Source organism: Eubacterium sp. SB2, from assembly GCF_001244405.1.
GTDB lineage: Bacteria > Bacillota > Clostridia > Lachnospirales > Lachnospiraceae > Faecalicatena > Faecalicatena contortus_B.
This window is the reverse complement of record NZ_LN865148.1, coordinates 258,220-279,712: the sequence shown is the minus strand read 5'-3', so window position 1 is coordinate 279,712 and position 21,493 is coordinate 258,220. Positions and strand designations below refer to the sequence as shown.

The following is a 21,493-nucleotide window of genomic DNA, read 5'->3' as shown; positions in this document are numbered from 1 at the left end:
CGGTAAAGAAAACCGTAAAAACATTACGCAGTACGGGATACCGGCAGGCGGGACAAAAAAGGAGAGGTAGTATGCAAAGATATGCGATTGATAAGAACGACCGAATAATTCTGAGAGAACTGGCTAAAAAGCAGTATGAATACTCTCAGACTGAAAAAAATAAAAATAGAATCAGGGAGTGGACGGATCACAATTCACTGCAGGGGAAACGCCCTATGATTCATCTGGAGATGTGGACGTTTGCGCAGGAAATCATTCCCCAGCGCCTGCAGTGCAAGGGCGAATTTGCCAGAGACGTAGAGACAAAACTGTACTGCAATTTTTTGAACCAGGAACTGTTTGACGACGATCGTGTAACCCCGGATTATTATCCGATGCCATACGATACCCATTTTACTTTATTCAATATTCCAATAAAAAAACACAACAGTGTGGGTTCTGTCGGACATGAATTCATTTCGGTTGTGGAAGATCTGGAAGATGACTACGAGAAACTGCAGGAAACAGACTACGGGGTAGATATGGAGTCGACCATGTTGAAAAAACAGGCGCTGGAGGAAGTGTTTGGAGATATCCTGCCGGTTAGGTTGCAGATGGACTGCCTCTACAGCGTGCCAACACAGATGATAGTTCATTTTATGAAGATGGAAAATATGATGTTCAATATCTATGACTATCCGGAACTTTTCAAAGAAATGATGAACCGTATTGCAGACGATACGCTTGCCTACTACCGGATGCTGGAAGAAAAGCGCCTGATTCTGCCGACAACCGGAGGCGAGAGTCTGGGGCAGGGCAGTTGGTGCTACAACCGTGAACTGCCGGGGGAAGAAGAAGCAAAAATACGTCCGCTTACAACGCGGGATGTCTGGGGATTCATGGATTCCCAGGAGACAGTAGGTCTGTCACCGGAGATGTTTGAAGAGTTTATCTTCCCCTGTTATAAGAAAATATCCGAACAATACGGCCTTCTGTCCTATGGTTGCTGTGAACCGGTGGATCCGATCTGGGAAAACTGCATCTCAAAACTGGAGAATCTTAGAAAAGTGTCTATTTCACCATGGTGTAACGAAGAATACATGGGAGAACGGCTTAAAGGCAGTAAAACTATTTTCCACAGGAAGCCGTCCCCGAACTACCTTGGAGTGGGAACTGTGCTGGACGAGGAAGCAGTAAGAGAAAGCATCCGGAAAACGATGAAAGCATCCGAAGGATGTAAACTGGAAATCACACAAAGAGACGTATATACAATAAATAACGATCCCCAAAAAGCAAAACGATACGTTGATATTATTAAAGCGGAGGCGGGGATTTAGAGGAGGGGAGGACGCCTGTCCGGGCCGTGTCTCCTGCCGCAGCGGGAAACTTCCATGCCCCTTTTTCGCTGCGGTCCGTTTGCCTACTGCCACTAGATAAAAACCACACCGGATTGGAAGGCACCGGCGGCGTATGGGATGTGGAGTATAGGATGTGGAGTATAGGATACAGTCACCTGCAGCCAGTCCAAATCCGCTGCCCCCGTATTAGGTATCCCTCCGGGAAGCGAATCAACACAACCGACTTGATGCGCCCAGCGAAGTAAAAGGTGAGGCGGGGAAGCTCCGGGGAGGGAGATGCCATTTCTAAGTCCATAGAGTGCGCTTTAGAACCCGTTAGAGAAAAAACAGAAAACAGGGAGGGCAGAATTTGTTTTCCAAAACAAATTCTGTTGCCGCCGGCGGCGCGAATGCATCGGCATTCGGGCCAACTGCGGCAAGCACCCTCCCTGTTTTCTGTTTTTTCTCTAACGGGTTCTTAGCAAACGGACAGGATCTGGAAATGGCATCCCCCTCCCCGGAGCTTCCCCGCCTCACCTTTTACTTCGCGCCCCCATCCATTCATTCCCAAAGTTCGTTCACTATTTCCGTATTTTATACTTTATGCGCGGATTTTTTACTTTACGGCAATGCGGTAAGGCGTTATGCTAAAGCGTGTTTGGAAATTCATTGTCGCAACAGGTTTAGGGGAAAAGGAGGCGTTTTTTATGGATTGTAAAGAAGAAAAAGAAATCGGGTACAGGCTTCGCAGCCTGATGGAAGAGGAGATAAAGAAGGAGCATTTTGCGGGGGCTCTGATTGGTTATTATGAGAAGGGGAGGGAAGTTTTTTTGGATACTTATGGTATGGCTGACAGGGAAGAGGCCCGGCCTGTGAGGCGGGATACGATTTTCCGGCTATATTCCATGAGCAAGCCTGTGGCTGCTGTGGCTGTGATGATTCTGGCGGAGAGAGGGCTGCTGGACCTGGATGCTCCGGTCTGCAGGTATTTGCCGGAATATGAACGGATGTATGTTCTGGGGGATGAGACTCCGTATACCATTACGGTGAGGCAGCTTTTGAATATGACTGCTGGGATTGTATATCCGGATGAGGATGCGGCCGGACAGGAAATGACGGGACTGTTTGAGGATATTCATGCGCATATCAGAGATGGTGCGGGGTATAGTACGAGGGAGGTTGTGAAAAAGATCGCGGAAAAACCTTTGGCCAATGTGCCGGGAAGTGCTTGGCGGTACGGGCTTTGTGCGGATGTACTGGGGGCTGTCATAGAAGTAGTGTCGGGGATGACATTGGGAGCGTTCTATAAAAAAGAGATTTTTGAGCCTCTGGGTATGGCGGATACCGGATTCTATGTGCCGCGGGAAAAGTGGGGCAGGCTTGCCCAGCTGTACCGGCAGGAAGAGACGGAGAATGGCGTGAAGCTGGCGGTGGAAGAGGAACGGACCCTGGGACTTACAAAGTGCCTGGAGCAGCCGGCTTTTGAATCTGCAGGGGCGGGGCTGTTATCCACGGCGGATGACAGTGCGCGGTTTTGTATGATGCTGGCAAATCAGGGGATTTTGGACGGGGTTCGGATCCTGAAAGCGGAAACCGTGGAACAGTTTATGCAGAATCAACTGGGGGAAACGCAGACAGAATCCATTTATTTTGAACATATGAAGGGATACGGGTACGGCAATCTAATGCGGGTGCTGCTGGATGAAAATGCTTCTCCCATTGGAGGAAAACAGGGGGAATTCGGCTGGGACGGCTGGGCAGGCGCGTATATGGCCGTGGATGGAAAGAGGCAGACAGTATTCTTGTTTATGGTGCAGGTCAGCGCTTATTCCAACTGGCCTTTAAACAGAGCGATCCGGGAGATTCTGTGCAGGTGAGAAAATCCGACGGATTCAAAAGGAGCGGCCTTATTGCAAAGGGGTCAGACCCCTTTACAGAAAAAATACCACATGTTCGGATTTCTAACAAAATGAAAGAAATTTGCAATGAACAAATATTTACGGACGTGTTAATCTTTATTTAAAAGAATGCAATTTTATTATAGCCCAGAAAGCAAAAGGGAAAGTGCCGTGAACCCCTTATTTTACGGCATTTTTGACGGTTCTAATGAGTATAAATAAGTACTAATAAAAATTGATAAAAACGGATCGGTTAGTAACAGGTTAGTAACATATTTTAATTTTTTCAATTTCTTCGCGCAAATCCTCCAGTGACCTGTGTCCATAGACCTTATTTGTAAGATCATTTCCAAAACTATGTCCCAGCATGCGCTTTCGGTCATTTTCAGAAACCTTATTATCCTCACACAATTTTGAGAAAGTATGCCGGCAATCATGAGGCGTGTGCTTGTCTATTTTTAGCATCTCCAGGACTGCGTACATATCTTCCCTGAAATCAGTTGTGTTTTTCATCAATGCTCCATCTCTCTTTATACGTCGCTTTACAAGGCCGTATATACCGCTGTGTATAGGCACAATTCTTTCCCGGCTATATTTGTTTTTCACCCCGCCCTGAAAATACCTTTCTTTAAGATCCACCTTCATCTTATTGTAAGCTGCGATTCTATATCCAGAGTAGCACATAATCAGGATCATTTCTACAGTTTCATTATCTTTATTATCCCACAAAATTTTTAGTTCGGAATCAGTAAATGGTACGCCGTGTTCGTCGTCGTCCTCCTGATCGATTCGGACAAACTGAGCATAATTTTTATCGCATAGGTTATTGGCCTCGGCATACTGGTACATTTGTCTAAAGAGAGTCTGGATAAGCTCCAGCGATGCGTGTTTTAACTCACAGTTATCAATGACTTTTTGCATATCTTTTTGGGTGATTTCGATAAATGGCTTATCATGGAGAGCAACACAATTTTTATAGGCAGCGCTCATGCTGCGTTCCATGCTTGTTTTTTTCCCTTTGTGACCGTATTCTTGCTTGAATTTATCTTTGTAATATTCGTGGAACACCTCACTGAACGTTTTGGTGCCTTTGTTTGCCTTGGCCTTTTGGGTGTACTGGGAGAGAATTTCAGCAACCTGCTTCTCCAATTCCTTCTGATCGGACGATAACTCAGTTTCCCGGCCCGGGTAGTATTCTCCATTTCTATACCATGTCAATACCGTAAAGGCCTTGTACCAGTCGTCGACATAACACAGGGCCTTGGGCGTCTGCGGTATTCCGTCCAAGTCAAACTGTTTTGTGGGCGGATGAACCGCATAAGGATTCCGCCGGCCGTCCCCAAGATACTTTATGCTGCCGTAGCCGTTCGGCAGTTTCTGATGCTTTTTCCTTTTCTTTTTTGCCATATATCTCTCACCTCTCTGTAAAAATGGGTATAAAAAATACACCTATGCAGGTGCAGAGATTTTGTGGTATAATCATCTTGGGTGGTGATTATACGGTTGCTCTGCAGCCTGTATAGCATCTATATTAAGCCGTTCCTGATTGCCGTCAGGGGCGGTTTTTTTTTATATTAATTATTAATTCAGTTCATCCGGAGTACTATTGTAATGGAAATTGAAGCTAGAAGGGTCATAATCTCCCCCAACCATTTTGTTAATCTTATCTGCAAGAGCAGAGCCAGCCTCCTCATAATTTTCAGCTTTCCAAGAATCTACTACACCAGGATTTTCATAATGCTTGAAAATAGAATTCCATTGATCTTCATTGCCACCATAGTAAAGATCAATAGTTCTATCATGCAAATATGATAATGTTCGATCTGTAATACTTGTGAGGCTTGACGGGAGATAAATTTTCTCAGCATCAGAACCATTAAAAATAGCTTCGTCCAGCTCAGAAATTCCCTCTGATATAATTAATGTTTTAACTCCTCCACCCAATTGAAAATCAGTCAGATCTGTTTTATAATTTACGTCTTGAATTTTATATTCTGAATCTATAGTTAGGGAATCATTACTCCCGTTATAGTCTAATAATTTGAGCCGCTCGTCGCTTATCTCATATTCAAAATCATCGATACCCAGATTGGACTCTTCGACTGGGGCCTGATTTTCTGTCTGGTGGGATTCATCAACGGGTGCCTTGGTTTCGGTTTGATAAGAAGGCGCGGGTGTGTCTTTTTCATCTGTGGTCGATCCGCAAGACCAAAAAGTGAGAAAGAAGAACAAACACACCGCTGTTATAAGTATTCCCGTAACCAGAGACTTATTTCTATTCTTTTCACGCTCAGTAAAGAATGCCCAAGAATGTCCGCAATCTTTACAGAGAGCCATTTTTTGATTGTAAAACGCGGTTGAACTATAACCTGTTCGTTTTCCTGTCAATCCCCAGAGCCCGAACGTTGATGCCTTCATTGCTTTTCTGCCTACTTTAGTAGGGGCTCCCGGATTCCTTGTTACTGTACTTGCTCCAGTTTGCACAAAAGATATATCTACATTGGTGCCACCGCACATAGGGCACCGTATTTTGGCGGGGCCTCCCGTGGGTGCTGTGTTTGGTGTGTGCCCCATGGATCCTGGCTGGCTGGCAGCAGGCTGCGGATCTTTGACGAAGCTATACCTGTTTTCCGTACTGGTATTATGGGGCGCTGTGTTTTCACTTTTACTTCTGGTTTTAAAATATAAGTTACACCTATCACAGATGTAATAACCCTCTTTATTTTCGAGTTTTCGCAGCTCGTTGCCGCATTTTGTACATTTCATAATAGATCCCCCCTACATCATTTGCCCAAGAAAACACCACAGAAAATTACCAATAATTACCAGCAACATATTGCCAATTTATGTCATAAAATTAAAGCATGAAGATACTTTTGGATAAATTAATGAACGAAAAACAATTATCTATCCGCCAAGTATCCAATATGACAGGAATATCAAAATCTACTATACATAATATCATGACCGGAGCCTATTCCCCGACAATGGACACTTTGGAAGCTATAGCCAAGGGGCTCAAAGTGCGCTTTGAGGACCTTTATGAATCCGATCTGTAAAAAGTGTCCAGGATCCTGGACGATTATATAAGTTTCCATAAGAATCCCGCTATCCCCGTGTTTACTTAATAGAACGGGAGATATCCACATATTTTCCACATAGTTATAAACAAAATATTCGAACGCATGTTCTTGTCTTTCTATATCATATATAGTATCATAAAGACAAGGAATTTCGGACGTGCGTTTCCCAGTGGTGCATGGAGGGCGGTACATGGATAACAAAGAATCTAAAAAACAAAAAGACATTGAAACCATCGTTGAATTATTGAAGAAAGACACTCCTGAAAAAGTTTCTGAGATACTTATATTCGTGATAAATTATCTTTCTCCATAATTCATCTAAAGGGAGCCAGGAAACTGGCTCTTTTTTAGATTCTCTATATATTGTAAAGCAATCTTTTCCAATGTAGCCTTGCTCGCAGGATCCAGCTGCTCATAAGTAACGATCAGCGCTTGGATGGCGGAAACTACAACGGAGTCTTCACCTTTTAGTATCATCGCTGTATACTTCATTAATTTTTGCTGATCTGTCAACTGTTCGAACATTTCCCCTTCACCGGTTCGCAACCAATCCTCATTCACCCCAAATTCTCTACATATAGACTTCAGTACAGAATTTGACGGGTTTCTATTTCCATTTTCATAATTAGCAATAGTGTTTCTTGCAGAACCTATTCTTTTTCCGAATTCTTCTTGCGTAAGTTCAAAATGTTCTCTTATAAACTTGATTCGTTCATTCATTATTTTCACCTACCTTTAAACTGATGATATCACTAAATGTTCTCAAAGTCAACAAAAAAGATATTGACAAGCGACCCGATGAGAACTATAATAGTCTCATGGGGAACAAGAAAGGAGGCAGGCACATTGAAAACAGAAGAATGGAGGAGGTGGGAAGGATGCTGAAAAAGATTTATCAGGAGTTATTGCTAATAAGAAAAGAACTCCAAGCTATTCGGAGTAGCATGGAGTCCAGTATTACATCTGAAGTCGTGGAGGAGATTAATAAGGAGATAAATAAGACTGGAAAATCTCCATTACTCATTTAGCCACGCGTGATATTTTTCTAAAAGCTTTAGGGACATTTTAAAACTTATCTCAGGAATAGCATATGTAACGGAGCAAGGTTCTCGGTTATTAATTATGTCATCACACATGGCTTTATAGTCATCCTGAGTAATTTGAGAAATAAAATCATTGAAGTCTTTCATAAAAGTTCTCCTTTCTTTCGTACTCGACGTGCCAGCGCCTGTACGTACATTATAAAAGGAGGCCATTGAATACGCAAGTTAGTAAATAAAAGTGAGGTGAGAACATGTTTGATATCGAAAAAGAAAAGCAGCAGGAAATCGACAAGATAGTATCTATTGTAAAGCAGATTGACCTTCCGGACATCCTTCTGCTGCAGAGGGATGCGAATACCCTTTTAATGCGTAAGAAAGAAGCAGAAGGGATACCGGATACCGATGATAAGAAAGTTGGATAGGAGGTGGGATAGATGGCGAAGTTCATAATATTTCTGCTTACCGTATTCCTGCTATCCGTCATAGGTTTAGCAATCTGGTGGGTGTGGAGCAGGGTATACGTGGCTATCAAAAGACGTGAAAGCGTTTTTGATATAGAAGAGGAAACTCATAAAAAGATCAAGAAGAAAATTCGGGAGGAAAAAGAATGAAAGCAAAAATCGTAGCAGTAATCATTGGAATTGCAGTAATTGCAGGGGGCGCTTATGTAGCCACATCTCTCACTAAGGTAGATCAAGGAGAAGTCGGGGTTGTGTATACAATGAAAGATGGCGTAAGCGACAAGACGCTTTCCCCGGGCTTCCATTTTGTCGGGCCGTTTGCAAAGGTTAAAGATTACCCTATCGCACAGCAGCAGTTAGTTTTAAGTAATAACGCTGCAGACTTTAACGAAAAGAAACTCGATAAAGATACTCATGTGGACGCTCCTGCAGATGGCGGAATGGTGAAGATGAATATGACGATTAATTATAACTTCATCCCCGAGAGAGTAACCGGACTTTATGAGCGTTTTAATGGGATGGATGGAGACCAGATCGTGGAATCTAAGGTGAAAAATTCCATACTTGCCTACATAAAAGAAGTCACTCCTCAGTTTAGCGTAATGGATATCTACAGCACAAAGCGGGCAGAAGTCGGGCAGGAGATAACGAAGTATTTAAATGAAAGGCTTCAGGAAGAGTATGGGATCAATATTTCGTCGGCCTTAGTTATCGACGTTCAGCTCGACGAAGAGCTGCAAAAGAAGGTACAAGCAAAAGAACAGGCCAAACAGGATGCAGAGAAAGCCGATCTGGATAGGCAGACAGCGATTGCACAGGGAGAAGCAAATAAGGCCAAAGCCGAGGCCGACAAAGCAGTAACAATAACCAATGCTGAGGCAGAAGCGGAAGCAAACCGGATTATATCAGAATCCATAACTGAAAACCTGATCAAGATGACAGAAGCAGAAGCAAGAAAGGAACATGGCTGGGTTGAAGTCCAGGGAGCTGATGCCATTGTTAAAGAAAAATAAGGGATGATGCATAAATGCAAAAAGAAACAATGGGTGTTCCCGAGGCAGCCAAACTGCTGGGGTGCAACCCGGAAGCAGTGAGAAGGCGCATCCGCCGCGGGATCTGGAAATTTGGGGAGGTTATACCCAAGGAAATAACCGGTAATGAGATCGACAGCTTTGTCATTTATCGACGCAAGCTGTATAAGCATCTCGGAATAGAGGAGGACAGGCAATGACGAAGAAACAGTTTAAGGAGCGCTACCAATATATTAAGGAGAATGTACGGGAATGGCGCCGGGAAGGCGCAGACGATGACACAGTAACGAGGCATCTGGTTGCATGCGTTACGGCCTGTGCAGGCACGGAATACGCATTAACCTACACAGAGGATCAACTGCAGCAGATATTTGATCTGCGGCACGGGGAGGTGCAAAGCGATGAGACACAGAACGCGTGACCGTCCGGTATCCTGCCGGCAGTGCAGCCACTACAGGAATTGCATGGAGCGTAGCAGAGACTACCCGTGCATCGAATTCAAACCGATCAGATCAATATCGCTATGGGGCTGGTGCTATGTAGGAGTGGTACTGGCAGTATTGTTCCTGATCGGGATAGCAACTACATAATTAAATTCAAATAAAAAGGAGATCATTATGAAAAAATTAGCACTTTTAAACACAAGCATCTTGACAACAGCAGGGGAGTACAGCCTTACGGACATTACGCTGAACGAGGCAAGGAACTTGGTCAAAAAACACCGCGACAATCTGAACTCAGCAATAGGGCACGCTTCATCAGCAGAGATCATGACAACACTTCTCGGTGTAGAGATCCCGATGAACCGTCAGATGTTCATTCAGGATGTAGGCCAGCGTGCACTGGTTTTAAAACTCAATGGCCGCCCGGAAGAAGGCAAAATTTTATCTGTAGAAGATATTGAGCGGATCGGGTATAAGTTTCAGATTTTGGATCGGATCAAATAAAAAAGAGCGCTTACATAAAAGCCCTGGCCGGGGCGGTAAGCACTCACACAAATAATCACCTTTATTATAAGGTAGAAAGAAGGAAATGTAAATGATTAAAGTAAATGCCACAACAATCGAACTTCGAGGGGATATAATTCAGCTTTTATGTGAAGCATCTATGATGTGTAAATCGTTGCACAAGGCGGCATCCGATATGTTTGATCCAGTTACAGCGGACCATCTTATAGCAGGTCTATTTGAGTTGGCAAGAATGGATGATTCTGAAATAGAAAAGTGCGACCCCTGGGAAGCGGCACTCAAACTCGCAAAGAAAATTATAGGCGAGAACTAGCTTTTTCAGACCATAAAAAAGGGAGGCACCGATGCACGCAAGGACGCAGTACACGCCCCTAACGGCGGAGGAACAGCAGTTTGCGGCAGACAACCACCATATAGTAGATAAGTTCCTGCGCTGCCGTGGGCTGCCGAAAAACGAATGGTACGACGTGGTCATATTCCGGTACTTGCTGTCCGTCAAGAAATGGCACCTGCGCCCTGAACTGCACCAATGGGAGTTTGCGGCAATTGCGTTTAATGACATGCGCTCCGCAGTTTGGAGCGAACGGGGCAAGCAGGGCCGGAGGATCCAGACGGTCAGCCTTGACGGCATTGTACCAGGGACGGATGACCTGATGCTGATGGACACTATAACAGGGGACAATCTTAATTATGTCCCCTACTGCACGGAAGGAGAAGACATGAATATAAGCTATGACGTTCCACTCCCGGAAAATCGGCGTAAAAAGAAGAGTGATGAAGTGATCGCGATAGAAGCGTTCCTTACCACCGCAAAGATGAAGAATATGCGAATCGAATATGACACTGAAGAGGAAGCCAAAAAGAAAATCATCTCAGTACGCAGCTACAGGAACAAGAATAAGCTGCAGGAAAAAGTCGACGTATTCCGGGACGGGAAAGACGTATATGTTGTAAAGATTAAAAAGGAGGATCAATAGATGGGCAGTAAGTTTGAAATAGAGGAATCAATTGCGGTTCTGTCAGAGAGGGACAGCACGGGATTCCGTAAAGAGCTGAATTATGTCAGCTGGAATGACCGGAGGCCGAAATATGATATCCGGGGATGGTCGGAAGACCATAAGATCCCGACAAAAGGGATCACATTGACAGCTGATGAATTATTAAAAGTAGCCCAGGCGGGGCTTAAAAAATTAGGAGGGAAATAAGTATGCATATTACAGTAAATTTTGAAAGTATTGACGAGATGGTGGAGTTTTCCAGCATTATAATAGGAAACTTTAGGGGTAAGGTGGAATCAAAAACAGAGGCGGAAAAGCCTGCGACACAGCCGGAGCGGCCTGTTGCTTACGGACAGCAGATTGCCGCGCATTTCCCGGCAGCAAACACAGGTCAAGCTGCATCACAGCCACAAGCCGCAGTGCAGCCACAAGCCGCAGTGCAGCCTCAGGCTCCAGCGCCGCAGCCAACGCCGCAGGCACCGCAGCCAACGCCGCAGGCACCGCAGCCAACGGTCCCAACAACAGCACCAGCATATAAACTGGATGACCTATCAAATGCGGCGATGCAGTTAATGGACAAGGGAATGCAGGCTCAGCTGTTACAGCTGATAGCCCAGTTTGGCGTTGAGTCACTTCCTCAGCTGCCGGAAGGTCAATATGGTAACTTTGCGACAGCACTGAGAGGATTGGGGGCTCAGATATAATGGGAGGACACGCAGAAAGAGAACATGCCCTGTTCAGCGCGTCGGGAGCTCACCGGTGGCTGGAATGCCCGGGGAGCATCCTCCTGGAGAAGGATTTTCCTGATACCTCATCGAATGCAGCCGCGGAGGGGACACTGGCACATGAGCTGGCGGAAATGAAAGCGGTAAATTATTTTTACCCAGCTGTCATATCCAAAAAGAAAATAACCTATGCCGTCAAGAAGATGAAAGAGAATGAGTTATGGGACGATGAAATGCTGGTACATACAGACACTTACGTTGACTATATCAGGGACGTTTCCATGAAACTCACGAGCCAGCCAAGGATGGACGCGGAGCACAAGTGGGACTACGGGAAATATATGCCACCAGGATACGAGACGGAAGGCTTCGGTACGGCGGACTGCACGATGGTACAGGGAGAAAAACTATTTGTCGTAGACTTTAAATACGGGAAAAGCCCAGATGGACGTGTGTCAGCAGAACATAACCCGCAACTGATGCTGTATGCGCTGGGGGCCTATGAAGTCTATAAGCTGTTATATCCTATTAAAGAAGTCCACCTGGCAATCGTGCAGCCAAGGCTTACTGATGGGATATCAGAATGGGAGTGCGGTATAAATGACATTCTGGAATTCGGGGAGCATGTCAGAGAACGCGCCACACTTGCAGTTTCCGGTAACGCAGGCTATTCGCCGGGCGTAAAAACTTGTAAATACTGTAGAGCGCGGGCAGTGTGCCGGGCCAGATCCGACCACAACGTGAAACAGGCATTCACGCTTGGCGAGATGCCGCCCCTGATCACGAATGAGGAGGTGGGGGAACGCCTCCTGGCCATGCGGGATGTAGTGAAGTACCAAAAAGACCTGCAGGAATATGCACTTAAAGAATGCCTGGCCGGGAAAGAGGTGCCGGGATGGAAAGCCGTGGAAGGGAAAGGGAAGCGCGACTGGACGGATCAGGACGCCGCCCTTTCTAAACTGACAAAGAGCGGCGTAATAGAAGAGGAAGTCCTGTGGGAAAAAGTCCCGCTAACGCTTGCACAAATAGAGAAGGCCGTAGGCGCAAAGGATTTCCAAGACGCCGTCGGGGAGTTTGTCGTAAAGAAGGCAGGCGCCCCCACGCTGGCGGAAGAATCAGATAAAAGAAAAGCAATCACAAATAAAATAACTGCCGAAGAGGCGTTCAAGGAGGAAAAATAATATGGAAAATTTAACAAACGTGACAACCGGTGAAGCAAGATTATCTTATGTGCATCTGTTCAAGCCCTATGCATTTCAGCCCGGGCAGGAAGAAAAATTCAGCTGTACAGTGCTGATCCCTAAAACAGATATGGATACCATGAACAGGATTAATGCAGCCATTGAGGCAGCAAAGCAGAGAGGGACGACAGATAAATGGAACGGCATCTGTCCGCCCATCATTCCCACCCCAGTACATGACGGGGACGGGGTGAAATCGGACGGGACAGCTTTCGGTACAGAGTGCCGCGGGCATTGGGTGATCAATGCGAGTGCCAAAGCAGATTACCCGCCGGAAGTAGTCGACGCAAACCTGAATCCCATCATCAACCAGTCAGAAATCTACAGCGGAATTTACGGAAGGGTGAACCTAAACTTCTATCCCTATTCCTTTAATGGGAAAAAGGGAGTCGGATGCGGCCTGGGGCCTGTACAGAAAACACGTGATGGTGAGGCTCTTGGAGGAAGCGCGCCTTCTGCATCTGAAGCATTCGGCGCACCACAGCCGGCTCCGCAGGCATATACCCAGCCGGTACAACAGCCAGCGGCGCAGCCGGTAACACAACAGCCGTATACGGCACCGCAGGGGCAGACCCCCTGGGGGCCTCAGGGAATCAACCCAATTACCGGACAGCCGATGTAATTTACGAGGGGCTTCGTGCCCCTCACTTTTAAACAGGAGGGAACAATGGGAAAGAATCTCAGTATCGACATAGAAACAAAAAGCAGTGTAGATATCGGGAAGGCTGGGCTCTACAGATATGCGCAGTCGCCTGACTTCGAAATCCTCTTGTTTGCTTATCAGGTGGATAATCTGCCCATTGAAATTGTGGATCTCACAGCGGGGGAACGAATACCCATAAGAATACAGAACGCTTTAAGGAATCCCAAGGTAGTTAAGCACGCATACAACGCCGCTTTCGAGTGGTACTGCCTGAACCGGGCGGGATACGAAACCCCTTTAAGCCAGTGGCGCTGCACCATGATGCACGGGCTGTACTGCGGATATACGGCCGGCCTGGACGCAACAGGTAAAGCGATTGGGCTCCCGCAGGATAAACAGAAGCTCACGACCGGCAAGGCCCTGATCCGCTATTTCTGTGTCCCGTGCAAGCCAACGAAAAGGAACGGCGGCAGGACTTGGAACCTCCCGAAGCATGCCCCAGAAAAGTGGGAGCTCTTTAAGGAATATTGTAAGCGGGACGTGGTTACTGAACATGAAATCCTGAAACGGCTGAACCTGTTCCCGGTGCCGGAAGAAGAGGAGAGGCTGTGGCAGATGGATATTAAAATGAATGCCTTTGGCGTGAAGGTTGATACGGATCTGATCAAAGGGGCCCTCACAATAGACTCGATCAGTACAGAGAAACTGACTGAAGAGGCAGTCCAGATCACCGGATTAAGCAATCCAAATAGTCCCGCGCAGCTTCTTCCATGGATAAACAGCTATATGAAGGATGACAGGGAAGATCCTGACGTGATCAGCGACATCCGGAAAGAAACGGTGGAAGAAATGCTGCAGAGGCGTGATGAGCTTCCGGCAAAAGTGGAACGTGTCCTGGAGATCCGGCAGCAACTGGGAAAAACATCAGTAAAGAAATATGTGGCTATGGATACAGCAAAAGGCAATGACGGAAGAGTGCGCGGGCTGACGCAGTTTTATGGGGCCAACAGGACGGGGAGATGGGCCGGGAGGCTGGTACAGTTGCAGAACCTCCCCAGGAACTACCTCAAGACGCTGGATTACGCTAGGGATCTGGTCAAGCAGCAGAATTATGAGGGCGTAAAAATGCTTTACGGCAATGTACCGGATACTCTTTCACAGCTGATCCGGACGGCCTTCATACCCTCTGACGGAAATAAATTTGTAGTAGCAGATTTCAGTGCCATAGAAGCCAGAGTGATTGCGTGGCTGGCAGGCGAGCAGTGGGTCATGGAAGTATTTTCCACCCACGGCAAAATATATGAGGCGACAGCCAGCCAGATGTTCCATGTGCCTCTCGAACGGATCTCGAAGGGGAACCCGGAGTACTCCCTCCGGCAAAAAGGAAAAGTGGCTACACTTGCGCTGGGATACCAGGGCGGGACAGCCGCGCTGATTGCAATGGGGGCGCTCAACATGGGCCTCACCGAAGAAGAGCTGCCGGATATCGTACAAAGGTGGAGACAGGCTAATCCAAGGATACGCGACCTGTGGTACGCAGTAGAGCAGGCGGCACTTACGGCGATGCAGACGGCTCAGCCGCAGGCGATACATGGGCTTATCTTTGCGCTGGAGGGCGATATAGTATACGGCCAGAGCTTCCTCACGGTGCAGCTTCCGAGCGGCAGAAAGCTATTTTACCCGAAACCATTCTTGAAAGAAAACCAGTTTGGTAAAATGGCGATCCACTATTATACAGTCGGGCAGCAAACGCGGAAGTGGGAAGTAACATCTACTTACGGTGGGAAAATGACGGAGAATATTGTACAGGCAATTGCAAGGGACTGTCTTGCAGAAACCCTGCGAAGGATAGATGCCAAGGGCTTACAGGTGGTATTTCACGTCCATGATGAGGTAATCATAGACGCGCCGATGGTAACGACGGTGGATGAAATATGTGAGATTATGGCAGAGCCCATACCATGGGCACCGGGACTTATCCTCAAAGGGGCAGGATTTGAGAACAACTATTATATGAAGGATTAGGGGGATTACAGATGCAATACAACAGGAAACTGCGGATAAGCATGGCGGGGAGCCGGAAGGCAAATTATTGGCCGTCCGCCGACATCATGTGGTCCGAATTTGCAGAGAAGCTGAAAACCCCCGTCAGGGGCGCGGAGACCCTGGATGAATACATGTCCTGGCCGAAGCCCCGGCAGGACGAGGCCAAGGATGTGGGTGGATTCGTAGGGGGATTTTTCACCAACGGCCGGCGGAAACCCTGTTACTTGGAAGGGCGGGACCTGATCACGTTGGATCTGGACAACATCCCTGCAGGCCAAGCTGACGACATACTAAAACGCGTAGACGGAATAGGCTGCGCGGCGGCAGTCTACAGCACCAGAAAACACACAGGCTACGCCCCAAGGATCAGGGTCATAGTACCATTGGACACGACCGCGTCGGCTGACGAGTATGAGCCCGCAGCGAGGAAAATGGCGTCACTGATCGGGATCGAATACTGTGATCCGACAACGTTTGAGGGTAACCGGCTCATGTACTGGGCAAGCGCATGCAGCGACAGCGAGTACATATACAAGATATATGACAAGCCGTTCTGCAGCCTGGACGGGCTCCTGGGCATGTACGGCGACTGGAAGGACATTACCCAGTGGCCAAGAGTCCCAGGAACAGATGCGATTGATAAACGAAGATTATCCAAGCAAGAGGATCCGACGCAGAAGCGTGGCATTATCGGGGCGTTCTGCCGGTCTTATACCGTAACAGAGGCGATGGATAAATTCATCCCCGGAATGTACGAAGAGACAGCTGTTCCTGGGAGATATACATATACAGGCGGATCCACAACGGGAGGCGCGGTGGTGTACGACGGGGATATGTTCCTATATTCGCACCATGCGACCGATCCGTGTTCCGGGCTGCTGGTTAACGCTTTCGACCTGATCCGGCTGCACATGTTTAGCGACCGGGATAATGAGGCAAAAGAAGGCACGCCCGTTAATAAACTTCCATCGTTCGTAGCCATGGGCCAGCTTGCAAAGAGTGACGATAAGGTTTCCGGTCTCATGGTCCAGGAACGTTATGAACAGGCCCAGGAGGCTTTTAAGGGATCAGAGGTACAAACACAGGATGAAATCGACCTGGACTGGATAAAAAAGCTAGCTGTTGACGGGAATAACCAGATCAAGAAGACCATCAACAACGCTCTCCTGACTCTGGAAAATGATCCAATGCTCAAAGGGAAAATAGTAACGGACGAGTTTGCAAACAGGGGCATGGTGCTGGGCAGCCTGCCGTGGGACAGGCGCGAGGAGAAACGCCTGTGGAAAGACGCGGACTATGCCGGGTTCTACAACTACATGGAACTATTTTACGGGATCACCGGCAAGGATAAGCTGGACAATGCCCTGCTGCTGATCGGCAGCCAGAACACGATTAATGACGTGAAAAGATATCTGAAGGGCCTGAAATGGGACGGCGTGAAGCGTCTGGATACTCTGTTGTCAGCATATTTAGGGGCTGACGATAATCCATACACACGGGTAGTAATTAGGAAGTCCCTCTGTGCTGCCGTAGCGCGTGCGATAATAGGCGGTGTAAAATTCGATAATATGCCGATATTCACGGGGCCGCAGGGGATCGGGAAAAGCACCTTCCTGTCCATTTTGGGTAAGGAATGGTTTTCAGACAGCCTGACAACCTTCGAGGGCAAGGAGGCCGCAGAACTGATACAGGGCACCTGGATCAACGAGGTGGGTGAGCTTACCGCCATGACGCGGCAGGAGACGAACGCGGTAAAGCAGTTCCTGAGCAAGACGCACGACATATACCGGGCGGCTTACGGGAGGACTACCGACAAATACCCAAGGCGCTGCGTATTCTTCGGCACAAGCAACGAGGACGAGTTCCTGAAGGATTCAACGGGGAACAGGCGGTTCTGGCCGGTAGACGTCGGCGTGTGCCCGACGAAAAGATCCGTGTGGGAGGAGCTGCCGCGCGAGGTGGATCAGATATGGGCGGAAGCCTATGCATACTGGCTACTGGGAGAGCCATTGTATTTATCAAAAGAAGAAGAAAAGCTGGCGGAAGAGATGCAGGAGAGTCACAGAGAGGAGTCCGGAAAGGAAGGGACTATTAGAGAGTTCCTGGAAAAGCCAGTGCCTGTTAACTGGGATAAGATGAACCTGAGTGCCAGGAAGATGTTCCTTTCCGGGGGATTGAAAGGCGAAATGGATCTTGTACCAAGGTCGAAGACCTGTGCGGCGGAGATCTGGACTGAATGCTTTGGCGGTAATATAGGTTACATGAAGCGCACGGACAGCATGGAGATCAATAACATCTTGTCGGGCATGAAAGGCTGGCAGAAGATAAAGACGCCCAGGGAATTCGGCCCACACGGTCAGCAGCGCGGATTTGAAAGAACTACAAAGTAGGATAAAAGCAGTGTAGTTTTTTGTAGTTAAATGTAGGTTTGTAGTTAAGCACTTTGTAGTTTGTAATTAGAATGTAGTATAACTTTGTAGGTGCATGAAATCCTTATAAACACGGGCTTTCTTTAATATTAACTACAAAACTACAAACTTTATATATATAAATAAAAAAATAGGTAATTAGGTACACACATATATCGCCTAACGCACCTGTACAGGGGTACACGTACACGTGCGCGAGGGATTGTCAGGTGGAGGATAAAATGAGAGAGGCAGAAATTGAGAAGATTTTAGTAAATGAGGTTAAAGGGCTGGGAGGCCGTGCTTACAAATGGGTCAGTCCCGGAAATGATGGGGTGCCTGACCGGATAGTTATTTTCCCGAACAGACATCCGGTATTCGTGGAATTGAAAACGGACAGAGGGAAATTGAGCGAGCTGCAGAAGATCCAATGCAAAAAACTGATTGATCTAGGGCAGCATGTGGAGGTCGTGCATGGCCTTTCCGGGTTGGCTTTCTTCTTTAAGTGCGAGGGTTTCCCAGAAGCAGCAGAGCGGATAGAAAAGAGGATGAAAAAGTGACAAAGGATATCCCGGGATATGAAGGGTTATATGGTGTAGACAATGAGGGGAATGTCTGGTCACTACGGAAGAATATCATCCTAAAACCCTATGTCAATACCGGTGGTTACTTAAGGGTGAACTTATGCAATTCAGGGAAAATGGAGCATAAGTATATTCACCGATTAGTAGCAGAAGCATTTGTCCCGAACCCGGAAGGGTGTAATATTGTGAACCCTATAAATGCAAACCCATCAGACAACAGGGCTGTTAATTTAGAATGGTGTGACCAGGGCTATAACATTCGGTATTCAAGAGATATGGGAAATCAGAATGATATACCAGTAAGGGCTTTTTCACCAATTACCGGAGAGATCAGGGAGTTTAAAAACTTAAAAGAAGCAGGAGAAGACTTGTTTGGTAAATGGTGGGCACTTCGTTATTTGTGTAGAAAACATGGGAAAAAGTTCTACAAAGGGCAATGGGCATTTGAGGTGATCGAAAAATGAAATTTGAACCACATGAATATCAAAAATTTTGCATTCAGAAGATTATTGATACAAAGAAAGTTGGCATTTGGCAAGATATGGGACTTGGGAAAACAGTCACAACGTTGACTGCCATAAAAGAACTGAAGTATAACCGGTTTGAGGTTAGAAAGGTCTTAGTGATCGCGCCGAAGAAGGTCGCGGAAGGTACCTGGACAAAAGAGAAAGACAAGTGGGAGCACACGAAGGTACTGCGGGTTTCCCCAGTGCTGGGGAGCGCGGCGAAGCGCATCAGGGCGCTGAATACGCCCGCGGATCTATACATAACCAACCGGGAGAACGTGGTATGGCTGGTAGACTACTACCGGAACAGCTGGCCTTTTGACATGGTCGTGGTGGATGAGAGCAGCAGCTTTAAAAGCCACAAGGCCAAACGGTTTAAGGCGCTGGCCAGCGTCGGCAGCCATATCGACCGGATGGTGGAACTTACCGGCACGCCGTCCCCGAACGGACTTAATGATTTGTGGGCCCAGGTCTTCCTGCTGGACGGCGGCGAACGGCTGGGGAAACGGTACACGCATTTCAGGGAGCAGTATTTTGACCCGGGTGACCGGGGTAACAATGTGATATACAATTACAAACCGAAACAGGGCAGCGAAGACAGCATTTTAAGCAAGATAGCGGACATCTGCATCAGCATGAAAGCGGAGGATTATCTTCAGCTTCCAGAGGTCATATACCATAAAGTCCCGGTCATCCTGGACGGCAAAGCGGAAAAGGCATACAGGGAGCTTGAACGCGAGATGGTTCTGGAACTGCCGGAAGACGAGGAGGAGATCAGTGTAACCAGTGCGGCCGCATTGAGTAATAAGCTGCTGCAGCTGGGAAACGGGGCTTTATATGATGAGGACCGTAAGGTGCACGAGGTTCACGGCTGCAAAATAGAGGCATTCCTGGAGCTGATCGAATCCCTCCAGGGGAAACCAGCGTTAGTGTTTTACAATTACCAGCATGACAAGGATAGGATCCTGAAAGCCCTGGAAAAATCAAAACTACGGATCCGGGAACTTAAAACGGTACAAGATCAGGATGACTGGAATGCCGGGGAGATTGATGTCCTGCTTGCACATCCGGCCAGCGCGGCCTACGGGCTGAACCTGCAGCAGGGCGGGAACCACGTGATCTGGTTCGGCCTCACGTGGAATTATGAGCTGTACACGCAGGCCAACAAGCGGCTGCACCGCCAGGGGCAGACAGAACGGGTTATAATCCACCATCTCGTCTGCGAGGGAACCCGCGATGAGGATGTCATGCAGGCCCTGGAGAGGAAGGACGATGTGCAAAACTGGGTTATGCAGAGCCTGAAAGCCCGGATCAAGAAGATTAAGGAGGACGCAAAAAAATGACAGAGAAACAGGAACGGATATTGGAAAAATATTTGACCGACGATCACATAAAAGCATTGGACGACAGCGGGTTTGAGGCAGTATCGGCCTTTATAAACCTTATTATGCAAACAACCCGGCGTACTGCTGGGGGCTGTTCAGTGAGCTTCATCCCGGTGTTAGAGCGCAGGCCCACCGAACAGGAGCGGGAACAGATTGAAAAGAAGCTGAACAAGGACAGAAAGTCTTATGGATTGTTGCCGGATGAATACGTATCGGTTAAAACAGTGCGCTATTACTACGGAGGCCCCGCTTGGTATGACGCAATGCAGACCTGGTACAAAGGCGAGGGCAACAGCTTATCCTGTAAGATCGCGCGGGTCAGCGTAGATGGAGAGGCATTAAAAAGCACATACGACACGATGTACGACATGGGGATCAGGTCAGTCCATGGACTATTAAAGTACTGTGAGGATGCTATGCAGCAGCTGAGCGGAGAGAAACGGATACCATTTAACATTTAGGTGAAAGCCGGAAAGGGGATAAATGGAAGGGTATAGGTTATGGTGCAAAAACAAGAATGAGTGGGAACGGGATAATAGTTGGATTGGGGTTAATGGTTGTCTTATGACATTACATCATGGATATCCTTGCCCGCTTAACGGTGATACACATATTTTACAACGGTCAACGGGCAGGCGTGATATATCTGGACGGGAAGTCTTTGAAGGGGACTTTATCGAAAGCCACCAGGGTACGCAAGTCTTAGATGTGTTAATGGTGGTGAAATACGGTACATACGAGGCATATTGCCCGGCAGATGACTGTTATATGGACAATGTGGGTTTTTATGTGGAAGCTGTTGGATATCCTCAGATGCCTTTAGGACCGTTGGAAAATTATGCAAAGGTTATCGGGAATATTTTTGAAAATCCGGATTGGCTTAATCAACAGAATTAACATTTAGGCAAAATCTAGAAAGGAATATATTATGTGGACTGATTTGAGTAGATTTAAGGTGATACATGGAGGCAAGGTGCTCAATGCGGTAGCTATAGCAGAAATAAGGATGCCGGAAGGAATGGACTGGGAAGATAGGGATACCATTATTAAACCAAAAACAATTGATGTGTTGGCAATCAATGAAGATGGGAATCTGGTATCCATTATGGATGAGGCATGGACGTTTCAATTTTTGCCGATAGTATCCAATTAACAAT

The 21,493-nt window shown here is 47.1% G+C and carries 31 protein-coding genes; 27 read left to right on the top strand and 4 right to left on the bottom strand.

Annotated features, from left to right (window positions below; all coding sequences use genetic code 11):
- Positions 1-71: 71 nt before the first annotated feature.
- The 3 genes from BN1938_RS01375 (at position 72) to BN1938_RS01365 (ending at position 3,193) form a co-directional block, all read left to right on the top strand.
- Positions 72-1,316, top strand: coding sequence for a uroporphyrinogen decarboxylase/cobalamine-independent methonine synthase family protein (locus BN1938_RS01375; RefSeq protein WP_050638876.1), 1,245 nt, complete (start codon positions 72-74; stop codon positions 1,314-1,316).
- A 370-nt stretch (positions 1,317-1,686) separates the two neighbouring features.
- The gene (locus tag BN1938_RS22900) at positions 1,687-2,034 is read left to right on the top strand and encodes a hypothetical protein (RefSeq protein WP_082202698.1); all 348 of its coding nucleotides are present in this window, start codon (positions 1,687-1,689) and stop codon (positions 2,032-2,034) included.
- Positions 2,024-3,193, top strand: coding sequence for a serine hydrolase domain-containing protein (locus BN1938_RS01365; protein WP_050638874.1), 1,170 nt, complete (start codon positions 2,024-2,026; stop codon positions 3,191-3,193). Before BN1938_RS22900 ends, BN1938_RS01365 begins: the two co-directional genes overlap by 11 nt.
- A 285-nt stretch (positions 3,194-3,478) precedes the next feature.
- On the opposite strand, the gene BN1938_RS01360 is transcribed toward BN1938_RS01365, so the two are convergent.
- Together BN1938_RS01360 and BN1938_RS01355 are read right to left on the bottom strand one after the other, a co-directional pair.
- Positions 3,479-4,621, bottom strand: a complete 1,143-nt coding sequence (locus tag BN1938_RS01360) for a tyrosine-type recombinase/integrase (protein ID WP_050638873.1) — start codon at positions 4,619-4,621, stop codon at positions 3,479-3,481.
- A 174-nt stretch (positions 4,622-4,795) separates the two neighbouring features.
- A complete protein-coding gene (locus tag BN1938_RS01355) occupies positions 4,796-5,980 on the bottom strand; it encodes a hypothetical protein (protein ID WP_050638872.1) in 1,185 nt (394 codons plus the stop codon).
- Positions 5,981-6,090: 110 nt separating this feature from the next.
- Between BN1938_RS01355 and BN1938_RS22895 the strand changes: the two genes are divergently transcribed.
- On the top strand, positions 6,091-6,273 hold the full coding sequence (locus tag BN1938_RS22895) for a helix-turn-helix domain-containing protein (RefSeq protein ID WP_330581527.1): 183 nt from the start codon (positions 6,091-6,093) through the stop codon (positions 6,271-6,273).
- Between the two features lie 214 nt (positions 6,274-6,487).
- Positions 6,488-6,610, top strand: coding sequence for a hypothetical protein (locus tag BN1938_RS24050; protein WP_255350402.1), 123 nt, complete (start codon positions 6,488-6,490; stop codon positions 6,608-6,610).
- Between the two features lie 5 nt (positions 6,611-6,615).
- On the opposite strand, the gene BN1938_RS01350 is transcribed toward BN1938_RS24050, so the two are convergent.
- Complete coding sequence (locus BN1938_RS01350; RefSeq protein WP_050638871.1) at positions 6,616-7,017, bottom strand: helix-turn-helix domain-containing protein; 402 nt, start codon at positions 7,015-7,017, stop codon at positions 6,616-6,618.
- A 98-nt stretch (positions 7,018-7,115) separates the two neighbouring features.
- Between BN1938_RS01350 and BN1938_RS23270 the strand changes: the two genes are divergently transcribed.
- Positions 7,116-7,325, top strand: a complete 210-nt coding sequence (locus BN1938_RS23270) for a hypothetical protein (RefSeq protein ID WP_148487095.1) — start codon at positions 7,116-7,118, stop codon at positions 7,323-7,325.
- Here the strand turns inward: BN1938_RS23270 and BN1938_RS23265 are convergent.
- Positions 7,314-7,487, bottom strand: coding sequence for a hypothetical protein (locus tag BN1938_RS23265; protein WP_156320693.1), 174 nt, complete (start codon positions 7,485-7,487; stop codon positions 7,314-7,316). The genes BN1938_RS23270 and BN1938_RS23265 overlap by 12 nt on opposite strands.
- 104 nt (positions 7,488-7,591) lie before the next feature.
- Between BN1938_RS23265 and BN1938_RS23590 the strand changes: the two genes are divergently transcribed.
- From BN1938_RS23590 to BN1938_RS01260, 21 genes are all read left to right on the top strand, one after another.
- Positions 7,592-7,762 carry a hypothetical protein gene (locus BN1938_RS23590; protein ID WP_181969607.1) on the top strand — a complete coding sequence of 57 codons (171 nt, stop codon included), beginning with the start codon at positions 7,592-7,594 and terminating at the stop codon, positions 7,760-7,762.
- Positions 7,763-7,774: 12 nt separating this feature from the next.
- Positions 7,775-7,951: a hypothetical protein gene (locus tag BN1938_RS23260; protein ID WP_156320692.1), complete on the top strand. Its 177-nt coding sequence runs from the start codon at positions 7,775-7,777 to the stop codon at positions 7,949-7,951.
- Positions 7,948-8,814: a prohibitin family protein gene (locus BN1938_RS01345; RefSeq protein WP_050638870.1), complete on the top strand. Its 867-nt coding sequence runs from the start codon at positions 7,948-7,950 to the stop codon at positions 8,812-8,814. The genes BN1938_RS23260 and BN1938_RS01345 overlap by 4 nt, the downstream gene beginning before the upstream one ends.
- A gap of 14 nt (positions 8,815-8,828) precedes the next feature.
- Positions 8,829-9,032: a hypothetical protein gene (locus BN1938_RS01340; RefSeq protein WP_050638869.1), complete on the top strand. Its 204-nt coding sequence runs from the start codon at positions 8,829-8,831 to the stop codon at positions 9,030-9,032.
- Positions 9,029-9,253, top strand: a complete 225-nt coding sequence (locus BN1938_RS01335; protein ID WP_050638868.1) for a hypothetical protein — start codon at positions 9,029-9,031, stop codon at positions 9,251-9,253. The genes BN1938_RS01340 and BN1938_RS01335 overlap by 4 nt, the downstream gene beginning before the upstream one ends.
- Positions 9,234-9,422 carry a hypothetical protein gene (locus BN1938_RS23255; RefSeq protein ID WP_148487093.1) on the top strand — a complete coding sequence of 63 codons (189 nt, stop codon included), beginning with the start codon at positions 9,234-9,236 and terminating at the stop codon, positions 9,420-9,422. The genes BN1938_RS01335 and BN1938_RS23255 overlap by 20 nt, the downstream gene beginning before the upstream one ends.
- 27 nt (positions 9,423-9,449) lie before the next feature.
- Positions 9,450-9,779: a YddF family protein gene (locus BN1938_RS01330; protein WP_050638867.1), complete on the top strand. Its 330-nt coding sequence runs from the start codon at positions 9,450-9,452 to the stop codon at positions 9,777-9,779.
- A 91-nt stretch (positions 9,780-9,870) separates the two neighbouring features.
- Entirely contained in the window at positions 9,871-10,113 is a 243-nt protein-coding gene (locus tag BN1938_RS01325; protein WP_050638866.1) for a hypothetical protein, read from the top strand.
- 31 nt (positions 10,114-10,144) lie between these two features.
- Positions 10,145-10,777 (top strand): hypothetical protein, encoded by a 633-nt coding sequence (locus BN1938_RS23585; protein WP_187376277.1) that lies wholly within the window; start codon positions 10,145-10,147, stop codon positions 10,775-10,777.
- Positions 10,778-11,005, top strand: coding sequence for a YdbC family protein (locus tag BN1938_RS01315; protein ID WP_050638865.1), 228 nt, complete (start codon positions 10,778-10,780; stop codon positions 11,003-11,005).
- A 2-nt stretch (positions 11,006-11,007) separates the two neighbouring features.
- Complete coding sequence (locus BN1938_RS01310) at positions 11,008-11,502, top strand: hypothetical protein (RefSeq protein ID WP_050638864.1); 495 nt, start codon at positions 11,008-11,010, stop codon at positions 11,500-11,502.
- Positions 11,502-12,704 (top strand): DUF2800 domain-containing protein, encoded by a 1,203-nt coding sequence (locus tag BN1938_RS01305; RefSeq protein WP_330581526.1) that lies wholly within the window; start codon positions 11,502-11,504, stop codon positions 12,702-12,704. Before BN1938_RS01310 ends, BN1938_RS01305 begins: the two co-directional genes overlap by 1 nt.
- Before the next feature lies 1 nt (position 12,705).
- A complete protein-coding gene (locus BN1938_RS01300; protein ID WP_050638862.1) occupies positions 12,706-13,386 on the top strand; it encodes a DUF2815 family protein in 681 nt (226 codons plus the stop codon).
- Positions 13,387-13,431: 45 nt separating this feature from the next.
- The gene (locus BN1938_RS01295) at positions 13,432-15,432 is read left to right on the top strand and encodes a DNA polymerase (protein ID WP_050638861.1); all 2,001 of its coding nucleotides are present in this window, start codon (positions 13,432-13,434) and stop codon (positions 15,430-15,432) included.
- Positions 15,433-15,443: 11 nt separating this feature from the next.
- Entirely contained in the window at positions 15,444-17,843 is a 2,400-nt protein-coding gene (locus tag BN1938_RS01290; protein WP_050638860.1) for a virulence-associated E family protein, read from the top strand.
- Between the two features lie 260 nt (positions 17,844-18,103).
- The gene (locus tag BN1938_RS01285) at positions 18,104-18,421 is read left to right on the top strand and encodes a VRR-NUC domain-containing protein (protein ID WP_050638859.1); all 318 of its coding nucleotides are present in this window, start codon (positions 18,104-18,106) and stop codon (positions 18,419-18,421) included.
- Positions 18,418-18,909, top strand: a complete 492-nt coding sequence (locus tag BN1938_RS01280) for an NUMOD4 domain-containing protein (RefSeq protein WP_050638858.1) — start codon at positions 18,418-18,420, stop codon at positions 18,907-18,909. Before BN1938_RS01285 ends, BN1938_RS01280 begins: the two co-directional genes overlap by 4 nt.
- Positions 18,906-20,294, top strand: a complete 1,389-nt coding sequence (locus tag BN1938_RS01275) for a DEAD/DEAH box helicase (RefSeq protein WP_050638857.1) — start codon at positions 18,906-18,908, stop codon at positions 20,292-20,294. The genes BN1938_RS01280 and BN1938_RS01275 overlap by 4 nt, the downstream gene beginning before the upstream one ends.
- The gene (locus BN1938_RS01270; RefSeq protein ID WP_050638856.1) at positions 20,291-20,797 is read left to right on the top strand and encodes a hypothetical protein; all 507 of its coding nucleotides are present in this window, start codon (positions 20,291-20,293) and stop codon (positions 20,795-20,797) included. The genes BN1938_RS01275 and BN1938_RS01270 overlap by 4 nt, the downstream gene beginning before the upstream one ends.
- A 22-nt stretch (positions 20,798-20,819) precedes the next feature.
- Positions 20,820-21,233 carry a YopX family protein gene (locus tag BN1938_RS22890; RefSeq protein ID WP_082202694.1) on the top strand — a complete coding sequence of 138 codons (414 nt, stop codon included), beginning with the start codon at positions 20,820-20,822 and terminating at the stop codon, positions 21,231-21,233.
- A gap of 43 nt (positions 21,234-21,276) precedes the next feature.
- Positions 21,277-21,489 carry a hypothetical protein gene (locus tag BN1938_RS01260; protein WP_240285518.1) on the top strand — a complete coding sequence of 71 codons (213 nt, stop codon included), beginning with the start codon at positions 21,277-21,279 and terminating at the stop codon, positions 21,487-21,489.
- Positions 21,490-21,493 lie beyond the last annotated feature (4 nt).